Origin of the sequence: Croceicoccus sp. Ery5 (assembly GCF_020985325.1) — a bacterium.
Taxonomy (GTDB): Bacteria; Pseudomonadota; Alphaproteobacteria; order Sphingomonadales; family Sphingomonadaceae; genus Croceicoccus.
Window position 1 is genome coordinate 419,273 of record NZ_CP087587.1, and the last position, 14,383, is coordinate 433,655.

The following is a 14,383-nucleotide window of genomic DNA, read 5'->3' on the forward strand; positions in this document are numbered from 1 at the left end:
GGGCGGCATCTCACGAATCATTGCCGGAACCGGCTGCGCCCCCTAAATAGGGGCGATGGCTATCCGCGAAATTCTTGAAGTGCCGAACCCGCTGCTGAAGCGCGTGTCGGACCCCGTTGAAAAGTTCGACGACGAGCTGAAGCAGCTGGTCGAGGACATGTTCGAGACGATGTACGACGCCCCGGGCATCGGCCTTGCGGCGATACAGGTGGGCGTGCCGCTGCGCGTTCTGGTGATCGATCTGCAGCCCGACGACCCCGATGCGGAGCCCGAGACGTGCAATCACGGCGGGCACGAGCACACGCACCAGCCGACGAAAAAGGAACCGCGGGTCTTCATCAATCCCCAAATTCTCGACCCGTCGGAAGAAATGAAAGCCTATCAGGAAGGCTGCCTCTCCGTCCCTGAAATCTTTGCCGAGGTCGACCGCCCCGCCACCTGCCGCGTGCGCTGGCAAGATCTTGAGGGCAAGACCCATGAAGAGGATATGGACGGGCTGATGGCCGTGTGCATCCAGCACGAGATGGACCATCTGAACGGCATCGTATTCATCGACCACCTCTCGCGTCTGAAGCGGAACATGGCGATGAAGAAGCTGCAGAAACTGCGCGCCGCGGCTTGATTTTCTTGGGCCGTCAGACGCCGGGCGCGGGCCATCCGGCCCGCTTGGCTTCGCCGCAATAAGCGGCGGCGGCCGGTCGGCCTTGCGGGTATCGCTTCGCGCCCCGAGTTGATATCCTTACGGATGTCACTTCGCGCCTCGATTTGATCTTTCGATAGCGGGGGACAAGGTCCGGTTCGGGGCTTGTTGCGCTTGAATGCGTTGGTGTTCAGGCTATGTTCCGCGCATGGACATGCTTGCTTTCATAGTTGCTTTCGTCGCGCTGGTGCTGGGTACCGCGCTGGGCTGGTTCTTCGGATCGCGGCCCGTGGCCGACTGGCGCGCTCGACACGGCGAACGCGATGCAGAGGCGAAGGCGCTGGACGAGAAATTCCGCAGCGCCATTGCCGAGCTTGCGACGATGAGCGAGCGGGCCGAGCGTGCGGCCGCGCTCGACGCTGATCTTCGTGCGGCGCGGCAGGAAGCCGACGGGCTGCGCGTGAAAATCGCCGAGGCTGCGCGTGACCGCCATAATCTGGCCGAGCGCGAGAAGCTTCTGGTCGAAGCGCGCGAGGCCTTGGGCAAGGAGTTCGAGGCGCTGGGCAACAAGGCGCTCGAAGGCGCGCAGGCCCGTTTCCTAGAACGCGCGAACGAGCGGTTCGAGGCGAGCGAGAAGGCCAATGCCGAAAAGATCCGCGCGCTGCTTTCGCCGGTGGGCGAACGGCTCGACACCTATCGCAAGCAGGTCGAAGAGCTTGAGGCGAAGCGCGTCGATGCGTTCGGCCAGCTGTCCGGCCTGATCGAAGGGATGCGCAAGGGACAGGAAGACGTGCGGCGCGAAGCGGCGCGGCTGGGCAATTCGCTGCGCAACGCGCCCAAGGCGCGGGGCCGCTGGGGCGAGCAGCAATTGAAAAACGTGCTCGAACATTGCGGCCTTGCCGAACATACCGATTTCCACCTCGAGCATTCGATCGATACCGAAGACGGACGGCTGCGCCCCGATGCCATCGTGCGCATTCCGGGGCAGAAGATGCTGGTGATCGATGCCAAGGTGTCGCTCAACGCCTATCAGGCTGCGTTCGAGGCGGATAATGACGACGCGCGCGACACGGCTTTGGCGCAACATGCGGCATCCATGCGCACCCATGTGCAGCAATTGGGCGCAAAATCGTACCAGAGCCAGTTCGAGGAAGCACCCGACTATGTCGTGATGTTCGTGCCCGGAGAGCATTTCGTCGCCGCCGCGCTGGAAGCCGATCCGACCCTTTGGGACTTCGCATTTGCAAAAGGCGTGTTGCTGGCGACGCCGACGAACCTCGTGGCTATTGCACGGACCGTCGCACAGGTCTGGCGGCAGGACGGGCTTGCGAAAGAGGCGCAGGAGATCGGCCGGATGGGCGGTGAGCTGTATGACAGGCTGGCCGTCGCGGCCGAGCATATGAAGCGTGTCGGGTCCGGGCTTGAGACAGCTGTCAATAATTACAACAAGTTCGTCGGTTCTTTCGAGCGCAATGTGCTGTCGGCGGGTCGCCGGTTGAAGGACAAGCATATCGAAATCGGCAAGCGCGAGATCGAGGATGTGCCGCAGGTCGAGAGTTCGCCGCGCTACGGTCACAGTGATGTGCCTGTCTTGTCTCAGGCAGAGAATGCTGCAATGCCGCAGCCTCCGCATGAGAGCTGAAACGACTTACGGACGAATCCTCCCCATGAAATACCCGATTTCCGGCCAGATGGCTGGCCTGTGCGCCCTTTCGCTGCTGCTGGCCGCTTGCGGCGACAGCCCTGCCGACGAAGCCCCCGTGACCGAAGCGGTCGCGCCGGTCGAGGAAGCGCCCACGCTGGCCGATGCCGTCACCAATGCCGAGGGGCCTTTCGCGCCCAAGGACGATTGCGGCGCGCTTTACGGCTTTGACAGTTTCCGCGGCCAGTTGCGCCGTGCGATCACCTTCCAGAATGTCGACAGCATTGCCGCACTGGCCGATCCGGCGATCAAGCTGGACTTTGGCGGCGGTGCGGGCGTGGAGGAGCTGAAGAAGCGTCTGGCCGACGATCCCGAATTGTGGGGCGAAATGGGCGACGCCATCGCGCTGGGCTGTGCCGCGCAGGGCGATACGGCGGTGACCATGCCGTGGATCTTCGCCAGCCTGCCCGATGGGGCCGACGGTCTTTCGACCTATCTCGTCACCGCGAATGACGCGCCGGTGCTTGCCGCCGCCGATGCCGGATCGGAAAGTACGGGCACCATCGGCTGGGATCTGGTGAAGCTGGCGGGCGATGGGCCTGCCGCCGATGCCGAATTCATCGAGGTGAGCACGCTCGACGGTGCGACCAGCGGCTTCGTCGCGGCGGAAAGCCTGCGTCCGGTCAGCTCCTATCGCATCCTTGCCAATCGGGGCGACGATGGCTGGAAGGTCACGGCCTTTGTGACCGGCGACTGATTTCGGGGCGCCGGATGGCCGGTCCATCCGGCGCCCTGTATCGTATCGACGGCCCGATCTCTTACCGCAGGCCCAATATCTTACCGCAGGCTTGCCAGCGCCTCATAGGCCAGAACGGCCCCCGCGATGGCGGCATTCAGGCTGTCGGCGCGGCCCAGCATCGGGATGGTAACGCGCAAATCGCACGCCATCTCGTATTCTTCGGGCAGGCCGCGCGATTCGTTGCCGACCAGCAGGAAACAGGGCGCGGCATAGGGCGCGCCGCGATAATCGACCGCATCGCGCAAGGATGCCGCCACCAGCTGCCCGCCCGAGCCGCCGCGCAGCCATGGCAGAAACTCTTCCCAGCGGGCCATGGCCAGCGGGACCGTAAAGATTGCGCCCATGCTGGCGCGCACGGCCTCTACTGAAAATGGATCGGCGCAATCGTCGATCAGCACCAGTCCGCCCGCGCCGACCGCATCGGCCGTGCGCAGCATGGTGCCCAGATTGCCAGGATCGCGCAGGGCCTGCGCGGCCAGAAAGATCGGCGCGGCATCGCGGTCCAGCCGGTCAAGCGAAGTGTCGAATTCGGCAAAAACACCGCAGACGGCCTGCGGATTATCCTTGCCGGTAATCTTCGCCAGCGCGGCCTCCGACATGGCCAGCACCTCGCCGCCGGTTTCCTCGACCGCCGCGATCAGCGCGTCGAGCAAGGGGTGCGGATCGCGCCCCTCTGCCATGGCAAGCATTTGCGGCACGCGCCCGCTTTCGCGCGCATCGGTCAACAGGCGCAGCCCTTCGGCCAGAAACACACCTTCGCGCCGCCGGTGCTTTTTATCGCGCAGGGAGCGGAGATATTTGACGGTGGGATTGGAAAGGCCGCTGATGGTCTTCATCGATTGGTCTGCTTTATTGCCGGCTGCAAAGGGCACGTGCCCTTATTCCTCGCCGAAACGCCCTTCGACCAGCGCGACCAGCACGTCCATCGCCTGCTGCGCAGCCTCGCCCGACGTGCGGATCTCGATCTCGTCGCCCTTGGCCGCGCCCAGCATCATCAGGCCCAGTATCGATCCGCCCGCCGCCTCGTTGCCTTCGCGTGCGACGCGGACCGTGGTGCCCGCCGGCAATTCGGCCACCGCGCCGACGAATTTGGCACTGGCGCGCGCATGCAGGCCGCGCCGGTTGGAAATCATCACTTTGCGGCAAAGCATATCCGGCGCATCTCCTTCTCGTGCGAAGCGGGCGCCGGAATCGCTCATGCGTCCTGACCCAGAAATTCGCTGGCGACGGTAATGTAATTGCGGCCCGCATCGCGCGCGGCAACGACCGCGTCGGTCACGGCCATGTCGTTACGCGCACCGGCAAGGCGGATCAGCATGGGCAGGTTGATGCCAGCGATCACCTCTACCTTGCCCGTTTCCAGCAGCGAGATGGCAAGGTTCGACGGGGTGCCGCCGAACAGGTCGGTCAGCACGATCACGCCCGATCCGTCGTTCACCTCTGTAATGGCAGAGGCGATTTCGCTGCGGCGGGCTTCCATATCGTCATTCGGGCCGATGCAGACCGGAACGATCCGGTCCTGCTTGCCCACCACATGTTCCATCGCAGCGACAAATTCCTGCGCCAGGTCACCATGGGTCACCAGGATGAGGCCAATCATGTCCGTCCTTCTAAACAGCCAAAGCTCACTATGGCCTCACCCAAAAACGGCGCCGCCCTTTTATGGCGTGCGCTTGATCGTGCATTCGTTGCAATGGCGCAGCGGTAGTAAGCCAACATCCGTTACCGCGCGCGCGTTCCGCCTTCGACCAGATCACTTGCACTGGTGTCAAGGTTGCGATGCAGCACGCCGGGATTGTGTCCCGTTTTGCGCAAGGCCTGTGCCATGGATTCCGCACTGAACACCGACCGGTGCTTTCCGCCGGTACAGCCAAAGGCGATATGCAGATAGGTCTTGCCCTGCGCTTCGTAGAGCGGGACCAGCGAGAGCACGAGATCGCGGATGCGGGCGAAATTGTCCTGCCATGCCGGATCGCCGGCGATATGGTCGGCCACCGGTGCGTCGCGGCCCGTCAACGGGCGCAGATCTTCCACCCAGTGCGGATTGTCGAGGAAACGCATGTCGAACACCAGATCGGCCAGCGGCGGCATGCCGCGGGCAAAGCCGAAACTGGACACGGTAATCGTCATGCCCTGCGGCGCGCTGGGGGCGAACAGTTCGCGGATCGTGCGGCCAAGGTCGTTGGTCGAAAAGCTGGTGGTGTTGACCACCACATCGGCCCAGCGGCGCAAGGGGGCCATCAGTTCGCGCTCTGCCGCGATGCCTGCGGCGACGGGGCGTTCGCCCGCCATCGGGTGACGGCGGCGGGTTTCGTTATAGCGGCGCTCAAGCTCTTCCGACCCGCAATCCAGGAACAGGGTGGACACCGCGATATCGTCGCGCCGTGCCAGCGCATCGACTTCGGCAATCACCTGCTGCGGATCGAAGCCGCGCGTGCGCGAATCGAACCCGATGGCGAGCGGAGGGCTTTCCGCCCCGCTGCGATCGTGCCCCGGACCGGGCGCGGTCGAGACGAGGCGGGGCAGCAGGCGTACCGGGAAATTATCGACCGGCTCCCAGCCCAGATCCTCCAGCGCGCGCAAGGCGGTGGTCTTGCCCGCCCCCAAAAGGCCGGTGACCAGCAGGATGCGTGTCGGCTTTTTGTCCCCGGCAGGATCGCTGTCGGGCGGGATGGGCGATTCGGCAGTCATCGCGGGCTGCTATCCCCGATTGCGCCCGAAAGCGGAAGCCCGTGTTCGCGCAAGGCCCATTCCGTCCGCAGGGCGATCACCGGCGTATCGGGCCACAAGGTCAGCGACGGGACCGGCACGCCGCCGATCAGTTGCTGGGCAACCCCGTCGATATGGCGCGGGGCATCATGCGTCAGCGTGATGGCCAGCGCGACCGGCGCGGGGGCGGCATTCATGGTGACGATGCCGACATTGCGGATTTCCACCATGCCCCGCGTGTTCGGATGGGGAAAAGCCCAGAGCGTGCCCGCCATATCGGCCAGCAGCACACCGTCGTCGCCCACCAGCACCGCACCCCTGTCGATCAGCGCAAGGGCAAGGCTGGTCTTGCCGCTGGCGGGCTCTCCCTCGATCAGGATCGCGCGGCCGCCGATGGCGACGACCGTTGCCTGATGGCTGGCCGCGTGATCGGGTACGGCGATCAGGGTCATGAACGGGCCCCGCTGTCCAGTGCGGGCAGGGTTATGACGAACACCGCGCCGCTGGCTCCGTCCTCTCTGCCGCGTACGACCAGCGTGCCCTTGTGGCCGGTGACGATCGACCGCGCGATGGCAAGGCCCAGCCCCGAATGCTTGCCGAAACTTTCGGGTTCGGGCCGGTGCGAGTGAAACCGTTCGAACACTGCCTCGCGCTGGTCCTCGGCAATGCCGGGGCCGTCGTCGGTGACGGTCACTTCGACCTTGTCGCCCAGATCGCGAAAGGCGATGGCGATGGTGCCGCCATGGGGCGAAAAGCTGGCGGCATTGTCGACCAGATTTTCCAGCACGCGTTCCAGCTGCGCTTCGTCTCCGCGCACCATGGTGGCACTGGTGGGTGCACTTTCGACATGGAACTGCAAGTCGCGTTCGGCGCTCAGCCGCGTGGCGGCAGTGCGTCCGCCCAGCACGTTGCGGGCCAGCGCCAGCAGGTCAACCGGTTCGAACGAGGCGCGCGACAATTCGGCGTCGAGGCGGCTTGCCTCGGCAATTTCGGTGATCAGCCGGTCGATGCGGCGCAGATCGGCTTGCGCGATTTCGGCCAGCTGGCGGCGCAGATCGGGATCGTCCACCGTTTCCAGCGTGTCCAGTGCGCTGCGCAGCGAAGCGAGCGGGTTCTTCAGCTCGTGGCTGACATCGGCGGCAAAGGCCTCGCCCGCGTCGATGCGGTCGCGCAGCGCCTGTGTCATGTCGGACAGCGATCGGGCAAGATTGCCGATCTCGTCCTGGCGTTCGGGAAGGCGCGGGATCACTACCTCGCGCTCGCGCCCCGCGCTGACGCGGGTGGCCGCGCGCGACAGGGTGCGGACCGGCTGGACGATGGTGCGCGCAAGGAACAGCGACAATTGCACCGAAAACAGCACCGCCAGCGTCAGCAGCACCAGCAGCAATTGTCGCGCGGCGCGGATCGCGGCGGTGATGTCGGTCGCATTGCGCATCGTCAGCAGCGTTTCGCCCTGCGCGCCATAGGGCGCCGCCGCCGTGATGACGGGCGTGCGGTCGGGTGCGTGGCGCAGCATTACCGTGCCCGCGCGTGCCTGTTCGGCCACGAATACCTCGGGCCATTGCGACTTGGTGGTCGGCTCTTCATCCTTTGCAGGATCATAGGGCGGGACGGGCGGCGCAAAGACCAGCGCGTCGACCACGCGGTCCATGGTGCGGGCCAGCGCGTGGGTCCAATCCTGCTGTTCGGGATCGGCGAACGAGAATACCGGCTCGCCCACCACGAAACTGTCGGTCTGCAGCCGCCCCAGCGCGTCGAATGTGCGCAGGCGGAGCCGTTGCTGGTCACCGATGCGCGCCAAAAGCGCGGCATGTTCGCTGGCGGGCGCCTCTGCCAGTGCATTGGCAATGATCTCGACTTCCGAACGGGCAAGGCGCGAGCGTTCGGCAATTAGCTGCTTGCGATTGGTGTCGAGCACAAACAGCCCGCCCAGCACCAGTCCGACGATCAGCAGGTTGACCGCCAAAATACGCGTGGTGAGCGAAAAGCGCCGCGTCCAGAACAGCGGATCGGGGGCATCGCCGCCGCCCAATCTGGTGCCCCCCAGTCTGTTGCCTACCGGTCTGCTTCCCTCCGGCCGGTTGCCTTCAGGCTTGTCGCTGGCCGCGCTCAACGCCGCCAAAGCGGCGGGCGCGTCGGCCCGCTCGCTGGCATCGTGATGGGGATCAGTCCCCCGCAAAGCTGTAGCCCGCGCCATAAAGCGTGGAAATGCCGGAGAATTCCCGGTCGACTTGCCGGAACTTGCGGCGCAGGCGCTTGATATGGCTGTCGATCGTCCGGTCGTCGACAAACACATCGTCCTGATAGGCCGCATCCATCAGCTGATTGCGCGTTTTCACCACGCCGGGCCGCTGGGCCAAAGCCTCCAGAATCAGGAATTCGGTGACGGTCAGCGAAACGGGATGGCCGTCCCATGTAACGCGGTGGCGTTCGGGCTCCATCGTCAGGCGGCCGCGTGTGATCAGTTCGGCGGGCGGCTGGCTGGTATCGCCCGACAGCCGGTTCATCACCAGCTCCTCGCGCCTGAGCAAGGCGCGGATGCGGGCGATCAGCAGGCGCTGGCTGAACGGTTTGGCGATATAATCGTCGGCCCCCATGGCAAGGCCCAGCGCCTCGTCCTGCTCGTCGGTCTTGGAGGTGAGGAAGATGACCGGCAGCGACGATTTCTCGCGCAGGCGGCGCAGCAGTTCCAGCCCGTCCATGCGCGGCATCTTGATATCGCATACCGCCAGATCGGGCGGATTTTCGATCAGGGCTTCCAGCGCGGCGGACCCGTCGGAATAGACCCGCGTGTCGAACCCTTCGGCCTGCAGCGCGATCGACAGGCCCGTCAGTATGTTCCGGTCGTCGTCCACCAGGGCGATTACATGCGCCATATCAAAACCTTCTTTTCGCGATCAGAGTGACTTGCAACGCACCGACCGCCATTTGCGTTTCGGTTTAGCCAATTCGCGCGCCAGCGCCAAATGGCCTTTGCGTTGCGTTTCGGATCGATAATCCGATGGGGGAAGGCGTGGACCGAATCTTACCAATCTGGTCAAGCGCTGCAATTCGTGACAGTCTTCCGCAGAATAATTGACTCACATGCGATTTGTGAGCATCTGAAAATCAAACAAATCGGGGCGAGAGGCCTGTGCTCCTCGACTTCGGAACCATCCCGAGAGGATTGCATCAATTGCCCGCGCTTGCGCCGCGCGGTCGGCCCCGTCTGGAGAGGGGTCTCTGAAAGGAGAGCTACGTGCCGAACGATTCCACCCTGCTTGGTCAGGGCATTGTCACCAATGCCCGGATTTTTGCCAATCTTGGCCGGTCCCAACTGGTCGAACATGCGCTCGCCAATGGCGAGGGCAAGCTTGCCGCCGACGGGCCGCTGGTCGTCGACACCGGCCGTTTCACGGGCCGCAGCGTCAAGGACAAGTTCGTCGTCAAGGACGAGATGACGGCCGACACCATCAACTGGGGCAAGATCAACCAGCCGATGTCGCCCGAACATTTCGCCAATCTGAAGGCGGATTTCCTCGACGCGCTGAAGGGTGAGGAAAAGCTGTATGTGGCCGATCTGTTCGGCGGTTCGCAGCCCGAATATCGCGTCAATGTGCGCGTCATCAACCAGCTGGCATGGCACAATCTGTTCATCCGCACGCTGCTCGTCCGCCCGACCAGGGAAGAGCTGGACGGCTTCGAGCCGGAATACACCATCATCAACCTGCCCAGCTTCAAGGCCGACCCTGAACGCCACGGCAGCGTGTCCGACACGATGATCGCCGTCAGCTTCACCGAAAAGCTGATCCTGATTGCCAACACCGAATATTCGGGCGAGATGAAGAAGGGCGTATTCGGCCTTCTCAACTATCTGCTGCCCGAACAGGGCGTGATGCCGATGCACTGTTCCGCCAATGTCGGTGCGGATGGCAAGACCGCGATCTTCTTCGGTCTGTCGGGCACCGGCAAGACCACGCTGTCGGCCGATGCCAGCCGCACGCTGATCGGCGACGATGAACATGGCTGGTCGGATTCGGCGGTCTTCAACTTCGAAGGCGGCTGCTATGCGAAGATGATCGACCTGTCGGAAGAGGGCGAGCCCGAGATCTACGCCACGACGAAGATGTTCGGCACGATCCTTGAAAACGTGGCGATGGACGAAGAAACGCGTACCATCGATTTCACCGATACGTCGAAGACGGAAAACACCCGCGGCGCCTATCCGATCGAGTTCATTCCGAACACGTCGGAAAAGAACCTTGGCCCCGTGCCGTCGAACGTGATCATGCTGACCGCCGATGCCTTTGGCGTGCTGCCTCCGATCGCGCGCCTCACGCCCGATCAGGCGATGTATTACTTCCTTTCGGGTTACACCGCCAAGGTCGCCGGCACCGAAATCGGCGTGACCGAACCGCAGGCGACGTTCAGCACCTGTTTCGGCGCGCCCTTCATGCCGCGTCACCCCAGCGTCTATGGCAATTTGCTGAAAGAACGTATCGCGCAGGGCGGCGCGCAGTGCTGGCTGGTCAACACCGGCTGGACCGGCGGCCAGTATGGCACCGGCCATCGCATGCCGATCAAGGTGACCCGCGCACTGCTGAATGCCGCGCTCGACGGGTCGCTGAACGATGTGGAATTCCGCAAGGACCCCAATTTCGGTTTCGAGGTTCCGGTCGCGGTTCCCGGTGTGGATGACACCATCCTCGACCCGCGTGCGACCTGGGCCGACAAGGACGATTTCGACGCGACCGCGCATAAGCTGGTGCAGCTGTTCGTCGATAATTTCGCCCAGTTCGAAAGCCATGTCGACGAAGGCGTGCGCAAGGCGGCGCCGACGGCGGCCTAGTAACTCCGCTTGCTGGAATGCGAAACGCCCCGGGCCATTGCGGTTCGGGGCGTTTTCTTTTGCGCGAAACAGGTGTCGATTGTCTTCAACCGGTCATTGTGAGTGGCCACCCCTGCGAAAATGTCTAGTATTCACGCGCGGCAGTGAACGCCGCCGCCTGAATCCACCGTTGCGAGGAGTAAAGGACATGGCCGTATTCGATCAGCTTTTGGGCCAGCTTTCGAGCGAGACCCCCGATGTCGCCAATCTTGCCACCAAGCTGGGCATTCAGCCCGCCATGGCCGAAAAGGCGATCGCCGCGCTGGGGCAGGCGCATCAGGCACCCGGCGATACGGTCGAACTGGCATCGGTCCGCACCGGCATGGACACATCGATCCTGTCGACCATCGTCGAGCAGATCGGGGGCGAGGGATCGCTGACCCATTTCGCACAAATGCTGAAGGATAATCCGCAGGCGGCGGGTATTCTGGACATGCTGGACCGCGACGGCGACGGCAATCCGCTGAACGATATCATGGGCATGGCGCAGGGTTTCTTCGGCAAGAAATAGGCGCCATCGATGTCCGGGCAGGGCGCAATGCCCGCCCGGACCTCTGTTTTCGCGGATCAGTCGGTAAGCGAGGCGGGCACTTTGCCGCCATTCTTGGCCAGTTCCCGCATGACCTGCTTGTACAGCCAGATATTGTCCTCGGCCGATCCTTCGTAATCGGTTCGCCCCAGTTCGACCGCCAGCTCCTTGCGATTGGCATAGCTGGGATCGATGTCGAGCAGCTTCATCAGATCGACGATCGAGGTGCGCCAGTTGAGCGTCTTGCCCTCGGCCATGCCTGCCAGCTTTGCCTCTACATCCACTTCGGCCATGGGCGCCGGTTTGGCAGGGGCAGCGGGCGCGGCAGCCGGTTTCGGCGCGGCAGCGGGAGCAGCGGCTTTCGGCTTTTCTTCCTTCTTGCCGAAGATCGAATCGCGCATCTTGCTGAAAATACCCATCTTGAACTCCTTGTCGTCCGTCCAAGCCCGCAGTGTTGGTAGCAAGCCAATGCTACAAACACAGCACTATTTCGCCTTGTTCCGCAGGCCGCCGCCGGTCTATGCGCAGCCGCATGGCCGATCTTGCCCTTTCCCTGATGGTTCTGTGCGCCGTGGTGATGAGCGTCGCGGCGTTTTTCGCGTTCCGGCGCGGCGATAAGAAACAGGGCGGGCTGATGCTGGTGCTTGCCGTGGTGCTAGCGATCAATGTGACGATCTGGACGATACCGGGCCCGGACGAGGCTTCCCTGTCGCAGGCGGGTGCCGCCGCCGATTAATGTTCGGCGCGCTGACCGCCGCCAATTCGCTGACCACCCTTGAACAGGGCAGTGGCGCGGCCCTGCACGGGCTGCTTGTCAAACGGCGTATTGCCTGCCTGCGCTTCCATGCGGTTCGAATCGACGATCCACGGGCGATCGGGATCGATTACCGCGATATCGGCTTCCAGCCCCGCCTCCAGCCTGCCGGCATCCACCCCCAGAATGCGGGCGGGATTGACGCATAGCAATTCGCACATGCGCGCCATGTCGATCACATCGTCGCGCACAAGGCTGAGCGTAAGCGGCAGCAGCGTTTCCGCGCCCGCCATGCCGGGGGCGGCATCGGCAAAGGGAAGGCGCTTGTCTTCCGGTCCGCGCGGATCGTGGCCCGATGCGATGGTGTCGATCGTGCCATCGGCCAGCGCGGCGCGCACGGCATGGCGGTCGGCCTCGCTCCGCAGCGGGGGCGACAGGCGCGTAAAGGTCAGAAAACCCGCCGTCGCCAGATCGGACAGCATGAAATAGGCAGGGGTCACCCCGCAAGTCAGCCGCAGGCCGCGGGCCTTGGCCGAACGCACAAGATCAAGCCCTGCCGCCGTCGTAACCTGCCTGATATGCAGATGCGCGCCCGCGATCTCGGCCAGCGCGATGTCGCGCATGATCGCCAGCGCCTCCGCCTCTGCCGGTGCGCTGGGCAGGCCGAGGCGGGTTGCCATCTCGCCCGCGGTCGCCACGGCGTCGCCGGTCAGCCCCGCATCTTCGGCATGGGCGATGACGGGCAGGCCCAGCATCGCGGCATATTGCATCATGCGCAGCATCATGCCCGAATCGCCCAGCCATTTCCGGCCCGACGATACGGCGCGCGCGCCTGCATCCTGCATCAGCCCCAGTTCGGGCAATTCCTGTCCGGCAAGGCTCCGCGTGGCGGCGGCGATGGGGTGGACCCAGAAATCGGGCTTGCCATAGCTGGCCGCGAAACGGACCCGCGCCGGATAGTCGAGCGGCGGGTTCTGATCGGGCATCAGCGCGGCGCGGGTGATGCCGCCAAAGTGAAAGGCGGGCTTGTCGATCTCGAACACGCCAAGGTCGATGATGCCGGGCATGACGATCCGCCCCGACGCGTCGAAGCTGCGATCGCCGCCTTGCGCAGCGGTGTCGCCCACCGCGACGATGCGGTCGCCTTCGCAGCGGATAGATCCGGCGACGGGTGCGCCGCTGCCGGTCAGCAATTGTCCGCCGGTGATGGTCAGGGGTTCGCGCGGGATCATGCCCATTCTCCCCGCGTGAGCGGCCCCCATCCCGCGATTCCGCGCGCGCGCCGGGTCAGCACGTCGAGGCAGGCCATCCGCAAGGCCACGCCCATTTCAACCTGTCGCGTGATCGCCGACCGTTCCAGCATGTCCGCGACCGAGGAATCGATTTCGACCCCGCGGTTCATCGGGCCCGGGTGCATGACCAGGGCGTGCGGTGCCGCGCGCTTCAGCCGTTCGGGCGTCAGGCCGAACAAATGGCGATATTCGCGGGCAGAGGGAATGAACGGCCCCGCCATGCGCTCCATCTGAAGGCGCAGCATCATCACCACGTCCACACCGTCGATGGCGGCATTGAAATCGGTATAGGGTTTGACGCGCATCTGCTCGACCGCGGCAGGCATCAGCGCGGGGGGCGCGCAGACGCGCACTTCGGCGCCCAAAGCGGTCAGCAGCAGGATATTCGACCGCGCCACGCGGCTGTGCATTATATCGCCGCAAATCACGATTTTCAGCTTGGCGAACTCGTCGCCCAGCGGACAGGCATCGCTGCGCAACCAGAACCGCATGGTCAGCGCGTCCAGCAACGCCTGTGTCGGGTGCTCGTGCTGCCCGTCGCCCGCGTTCAACACGGGGCAGTCCACCTTGTCCGCGATCAGCTGCACCGCGCCCGACGAGGAATGGCGGATCACGATGGCATCGGCGCGCATCGCGTTCAGCGTGGTCGCCGTATCGATCAGCGTCTCGCCCTTTTTCACGCTGGACTGCGCGGCATGCATATTGACGACATCCGCGCCCAGCCGCTTGCCCGCGATTTCGAACGATAGCAGCGTGCGGGTCGAATTTTCGAAGAAAGCGTTGATGATGGTCAGCCCTGCCAGCGCGTCGGCATGCTTGGCAGGCTGGCGGTTGAGCGCGACCCATTGCTCAGCCTCGTCCAGCAGGTAGTGGATTTCCCATGGAGCCAATGGCGCAATGCCGATCAGATCCTTGTGCCGGAACGCATCGCCACCGGCGGGATAGCGGGTGGAGGAAGGAGAGGGCGCGTCGTTCATTCTGAAATCGGGCGTCTAATCACCCTTGGGCCATCGGGCAAGGGCGATGGGACGATGCCGGCCACAAAATCACCGGTTACAAAATGAGAGGCGTTTCGCATTTGCGACATCGGCCCCGCCATCCTAACTTGCCGGAAATGCCAAGGCGTGCATGCGTCTTTCGTGAAGGGAATA

Annotated in this window: 16 protein-coding genes; 6 read left to right on the forward strand and 10 right to left on the reverse strand. The window is 64.0% G+C overall.

What is annotated here, in order from left to right; genetic code table 11:
* The first annotated feature begins 55 nt into the window (after nucleotides 1–55).
* The 3 genes from def to LOZ74_RS02080 all read left to right on the forward strand — a co-directional run bounded on the left by def (nucleotide 56) and on the right by LOZ74_RS02080 (nucleotide 3,039).
* Nucleotides 56–622 (forward strand): peptide deformylase, encoded by a 567-nt coding sequence (gene def, locus LOZ74_RS02070; RefSeq protein ID WP_230292679.1) that lies wholly within the window; start codon nucleotides 56–58, stop codon nucleotides 620–622.
* 232 nt (nucleotides 623–854) lie between these two features.
* Nucleotides 855–2,282 (forward strand): DNA recombination protein RmuC, encoded by a 1,428-nt coding sequence (rmuC, locus tag LOZ74_RS02075; RefSeq protein ID WP_230293783.1) that lies wholly within the window; start codon nucleotides 855–857, stop codon nucleotides 2,280–2,282.
* Nucleotides 2,283–2,307: 25 nt separating this feature from the next.
* Complete coding sequence (locus LOZ74_RS02080; protein WP_230292680.1) at nucleotides 2,308–3,039, forward strand: hypothetical protein; 732 nt, start codon at nucleotides 2,308–2,310, stop codon at nucleotides 3,037–3,039.
* A gap of 80 nt (nucleotides 3,040–3,119) precedes the next feature.
* Here LOZ74_RS02080 and LOZ74_RS02085 read toward each other — a convergent pair whose 3' ends face one another.
* From LOZ74_RS02085 to LOZ74_RS02115, 7 genes are all read right to left on the reverse strand, one after another.
* A complete protein-coding gene (locus tag LOZ74_RS02085) occupies nucleotides 3,120–3,917 on the reverse strand; it encodes an RNA methyltransferase (RefSeq protein WP_230292681.1) in 798 nt (265 codons plus the stop codon).
* A gap of 42 nt (nucleotides 3,918–3,959) precedes the next feature.
* Complete coding sequence (locus tag LOZ74_RS02090) at nucleotides 3,960–4,232, reverse strand: HPr family phosphocarrier protein (protein WP_230281843.1); 273 nt, start codon at nucleotides 4,230–4,232, stop codon at nucleotides 3,960–3,962.
* 44 nt (nucleotides 4,233–4,276) lie between these two features.
* Nucleotides 4,277–4,681, reverse strand: a complete 405-nt coding sequence (locus tag LOZ74_RS02095) for a PTS sugar transporter subunit IIA (RefSeq protein WP_230292682.1) — start codon at nucleotides 4,679–4,681, stop codon at nucleotides 4,277–4,279.
* Between the two features lie 122 nt (nucleotides 4,682–4,803).
* On the reverse strand, nucleotides 4,804–5,772 hold the full coding sequence (rapZ, locus tag LOZ74_RS02100) for an RNase adapter RapZ (RefSeq protein WP_230292683.1): 969 nt from the start codon (nucleotides 5,770–5,772) through the stop codon (nucleotides 4,804–4,806).
* Nucleotides 5,769–6,242: an HPr kinase/phosphorylase gene (locus LOZ74_RS02105; protein ID WP_230292684.1), complete on the reverse strand. Its 474-nt coding sequence runs from the start codon at nucleotides 6,240–6,242 to the stop codon at nucleotides 5,769–5,771. The genes rapZ and LOZ74_RS02105 overlap by 4 nt, the downstream gene beginning before the upstream one ends.
* Complete coding sequence (locus tag LOZ74_RS02110) at nucleotides 6,239–7,987, reverse strand: ATP-binding protein (RefSeq protein ID WP_230292685.1); 1,749 nt, start codon at nucleotides 7,985–7,987, stop codon at nucleotides 6,239–6,241. The genes LOZ74_RS02105 and LOZ74_RS02110 overlap by 4 nt, the downstream gene beginning before the upstream one ends.
* Complete coding sequence (locus LOZ74_RS02115; RefSeq protein ID WP_230292686.1) at nucleotides 7,956–8,666, reverse strand: response regulator transcription factor; 711 nt, start codon at nucleotides 8,664–8,666, stop codon at nucleotides 7,956–7,958. The genes LOZ74_RS02110 and LOZ74_RS02115 overlap by 32 nt, the downstream gene beginning before the upstream one ends.
* 362 nt (nucleotides 8,667–9,028) lie before the next feature.
* On the opposite strand from LOZ74_RS02115, the gene LOZ74_RS02120 reads away from it, so the two are divergent.
* Complete coding sequence (locus tag LOZ74_RS02120; RefSeq protein ID WP_230292687.1) at nucleotides 9,029–10,618, forward strand: phosphoenolpyruvate carboxykinase; 1,590 nt, start codon at nucleotides 9,029–9,031, stop codon at nucleotides 10,616–10,618.
* Between the two features lie 187 nt (nucleotides 10,619–10,805).
* A complete protein-coding gene (locus LOZ74_RS02125; RefSeq protein ID WP_230292688.1) occupies nucleotides 10,806–11,168 on the forward strand; it encodes a hypothetical protein in 363 nt (120 codons plus the stop codon).
* Nucleotides 11,169–11,224: 56 nt separating this feature from the next.
* On the opposite strand, the gene LOZ74_RS02130 is transcribed toward LOZ74_RS02125, so the two are convergent.
* Nucleotides 11,225–11,605: a DUF3597 domain-containing protein gene (locus LOZ74_RS02130; protein WP_230292689.1), complete on the reverse strand. Its 381-nt coding sequence runs from the start codon at nucleotides 11,603–11,605 to the stop codon at nucleotides 11,225–11,227.
* Between the two features lie 113 nt (nucleotides 11,606–11,718).
* On the opposite strand from LOZ74_RS02130, the gene LOZ74_RS02135 reads away from it, so the two are divergent.
* A complete protein-coding gene (locus LOZ74_RS02135; RefSeq protein WP_230292690.1) occupies nucleotides 11,719–11,922 on the forward strand; it encodes a hypothetical protein in 204 nt (67 codons plus the stop codon).
* On the opposite strand, the gene LOZ74_RS02140 is transcribed toward LOZ74_RS02135, so the two are convergent.
* Entirely contained in the window at nucleotides 11,919–13,172 is a 1,254-nt protein-coding gene (locus LOZ74_RS02140) for a dihydroorotase family protein (protein WP_230292691.1), read from the reverse strand. The genes LOZ74_RS02135 and LOZ74_RS02140 overlap by 4 nt on opposite strands.
* Entirely contained in the window at nucleotides 13,169–14,209 is a 1,041-nt protein-coding gene (locus tag LOZ74_RS02145) for an aspartate carbamoyltransferase catalytic subunit (protein ID WP_230279070.1), read from the reverse strand. Before LOZ74_RS02145 ends, LOZ74_RS02140 begins: the two co-directional genes overlap by 4 nt.
* Nucleotides 14,210–14,383 lie beyond the last annotated feature (174 nt).

Excerpts from the sequence above, each read along its gene's own strand:
- LOZ74_RS02140 (WP_230292691.1), bottom strand. The coding sequence starts at position 13,172 with ATGATCCCGCGCGAACCCCTGACCATCACCGGCGGACAATTGCTGACC.
- rmuC (WP_230293783.1), top strand. The coding sequence starts at position 855 with ATGCTTGCTTTCATAGTTGCTTTCGTCGCGCTGGTGCTGGGTACCGCG.
- def (WP_230292679.1), top strand. The coding sequence starts at position 56 with ATGGCTATCCGCGAAATTCTTGAAGTGCCGAACCCGCTGCTGAAGCGC.
- LOZ74_RS02090 (WP_230281843.1), bottom strand. The coding sequence starts at position 4,232 with ATGCTTTGCCGCAAAGTGATGATTTCCAACCGGCGCGGCCTGCATGCG.
- rapZ (WP_230292683.1), bottom strand. The coding sequence starts at position 5,772 with ATGACTGCCGAATCGCCCATCCCGCCCGACAGCGATCCTGCCGGGGAC.
- LOZ74_RS02080 (WP_230292680.1), top strand. The coding sequence starts at position 2,308 with ATGAAATACCCGATTTCCGGCCAGATGGCTGGCCTGTGCGCCCTTTCG.
- LOZ74_RS02135 (WP_230292690.1), top strand. The coding sequence starts at position 11,719 with ATGGCCGATCTTGCCCTTTCCCTGATGGTTCTGTGCGCCGTGGTGATG.
- LOZ74_RS02095 (WP_230292682.1), bottom strand. The coding sequence starts at position 4,681 with ATGATTGGCCTCATCCTGGTGACCCATGGTGACCTGGCGCAGGAATTT.
- LOZ74_RS02085 (WP_230292681.1), bottom strand. The coding sequence starts at position 3,917 with ATGAAGACCATCAGCGGCCTTTCCAATCCCACCGTCAAATATCTCCGC.
- LOZ74_RS02110 (WP_230292685.1), bottom strand. The coding sequence starts at position 7,987 with ATGGCGCGGGCTACAGCTTTGCGGGGGACTGATCCCCATCACGATGCC.
- LOZ74_RS02145 (WP_230279070.1), bottom strand. The coding sequence starts at position 14,209 with ATGAACGACGCGCCCTCTCCTTCCTCCACCCGCTATCCCGCCGGTGGC.
- LOZ74_RS02130 (WP_230292689.1), bottom strand. The coding sequence starts at position 11,605 with ATGGGTATTTTCAGCAAGATGCGCGATTCGATCTTCGGCAAGAAGGAA.
- LOZ74_RS02105 (WP_230292684.1), bottom strand. The coding sequence starts at position 6,242 with ATGACCCTGATCGCCGTACCCGATCACGCGGCCAGCCATCAGGCAACG.
- LOZ74_RS02115 (WP_230292686.1), bottom strand. The coding sequence starts at position 8,666 with ATGGCGCATGTAATCGCCCTGGTGGACGACGACCGGAACATACTGACG.
- LOZ74_RS02125 (WP_230292688.1), top strand. The coding sequence starts at position 10,806 with ATGGCCGTATTCGATCAGCTTTTGGGCCAGCTTTCGAGCGAGACCCCC.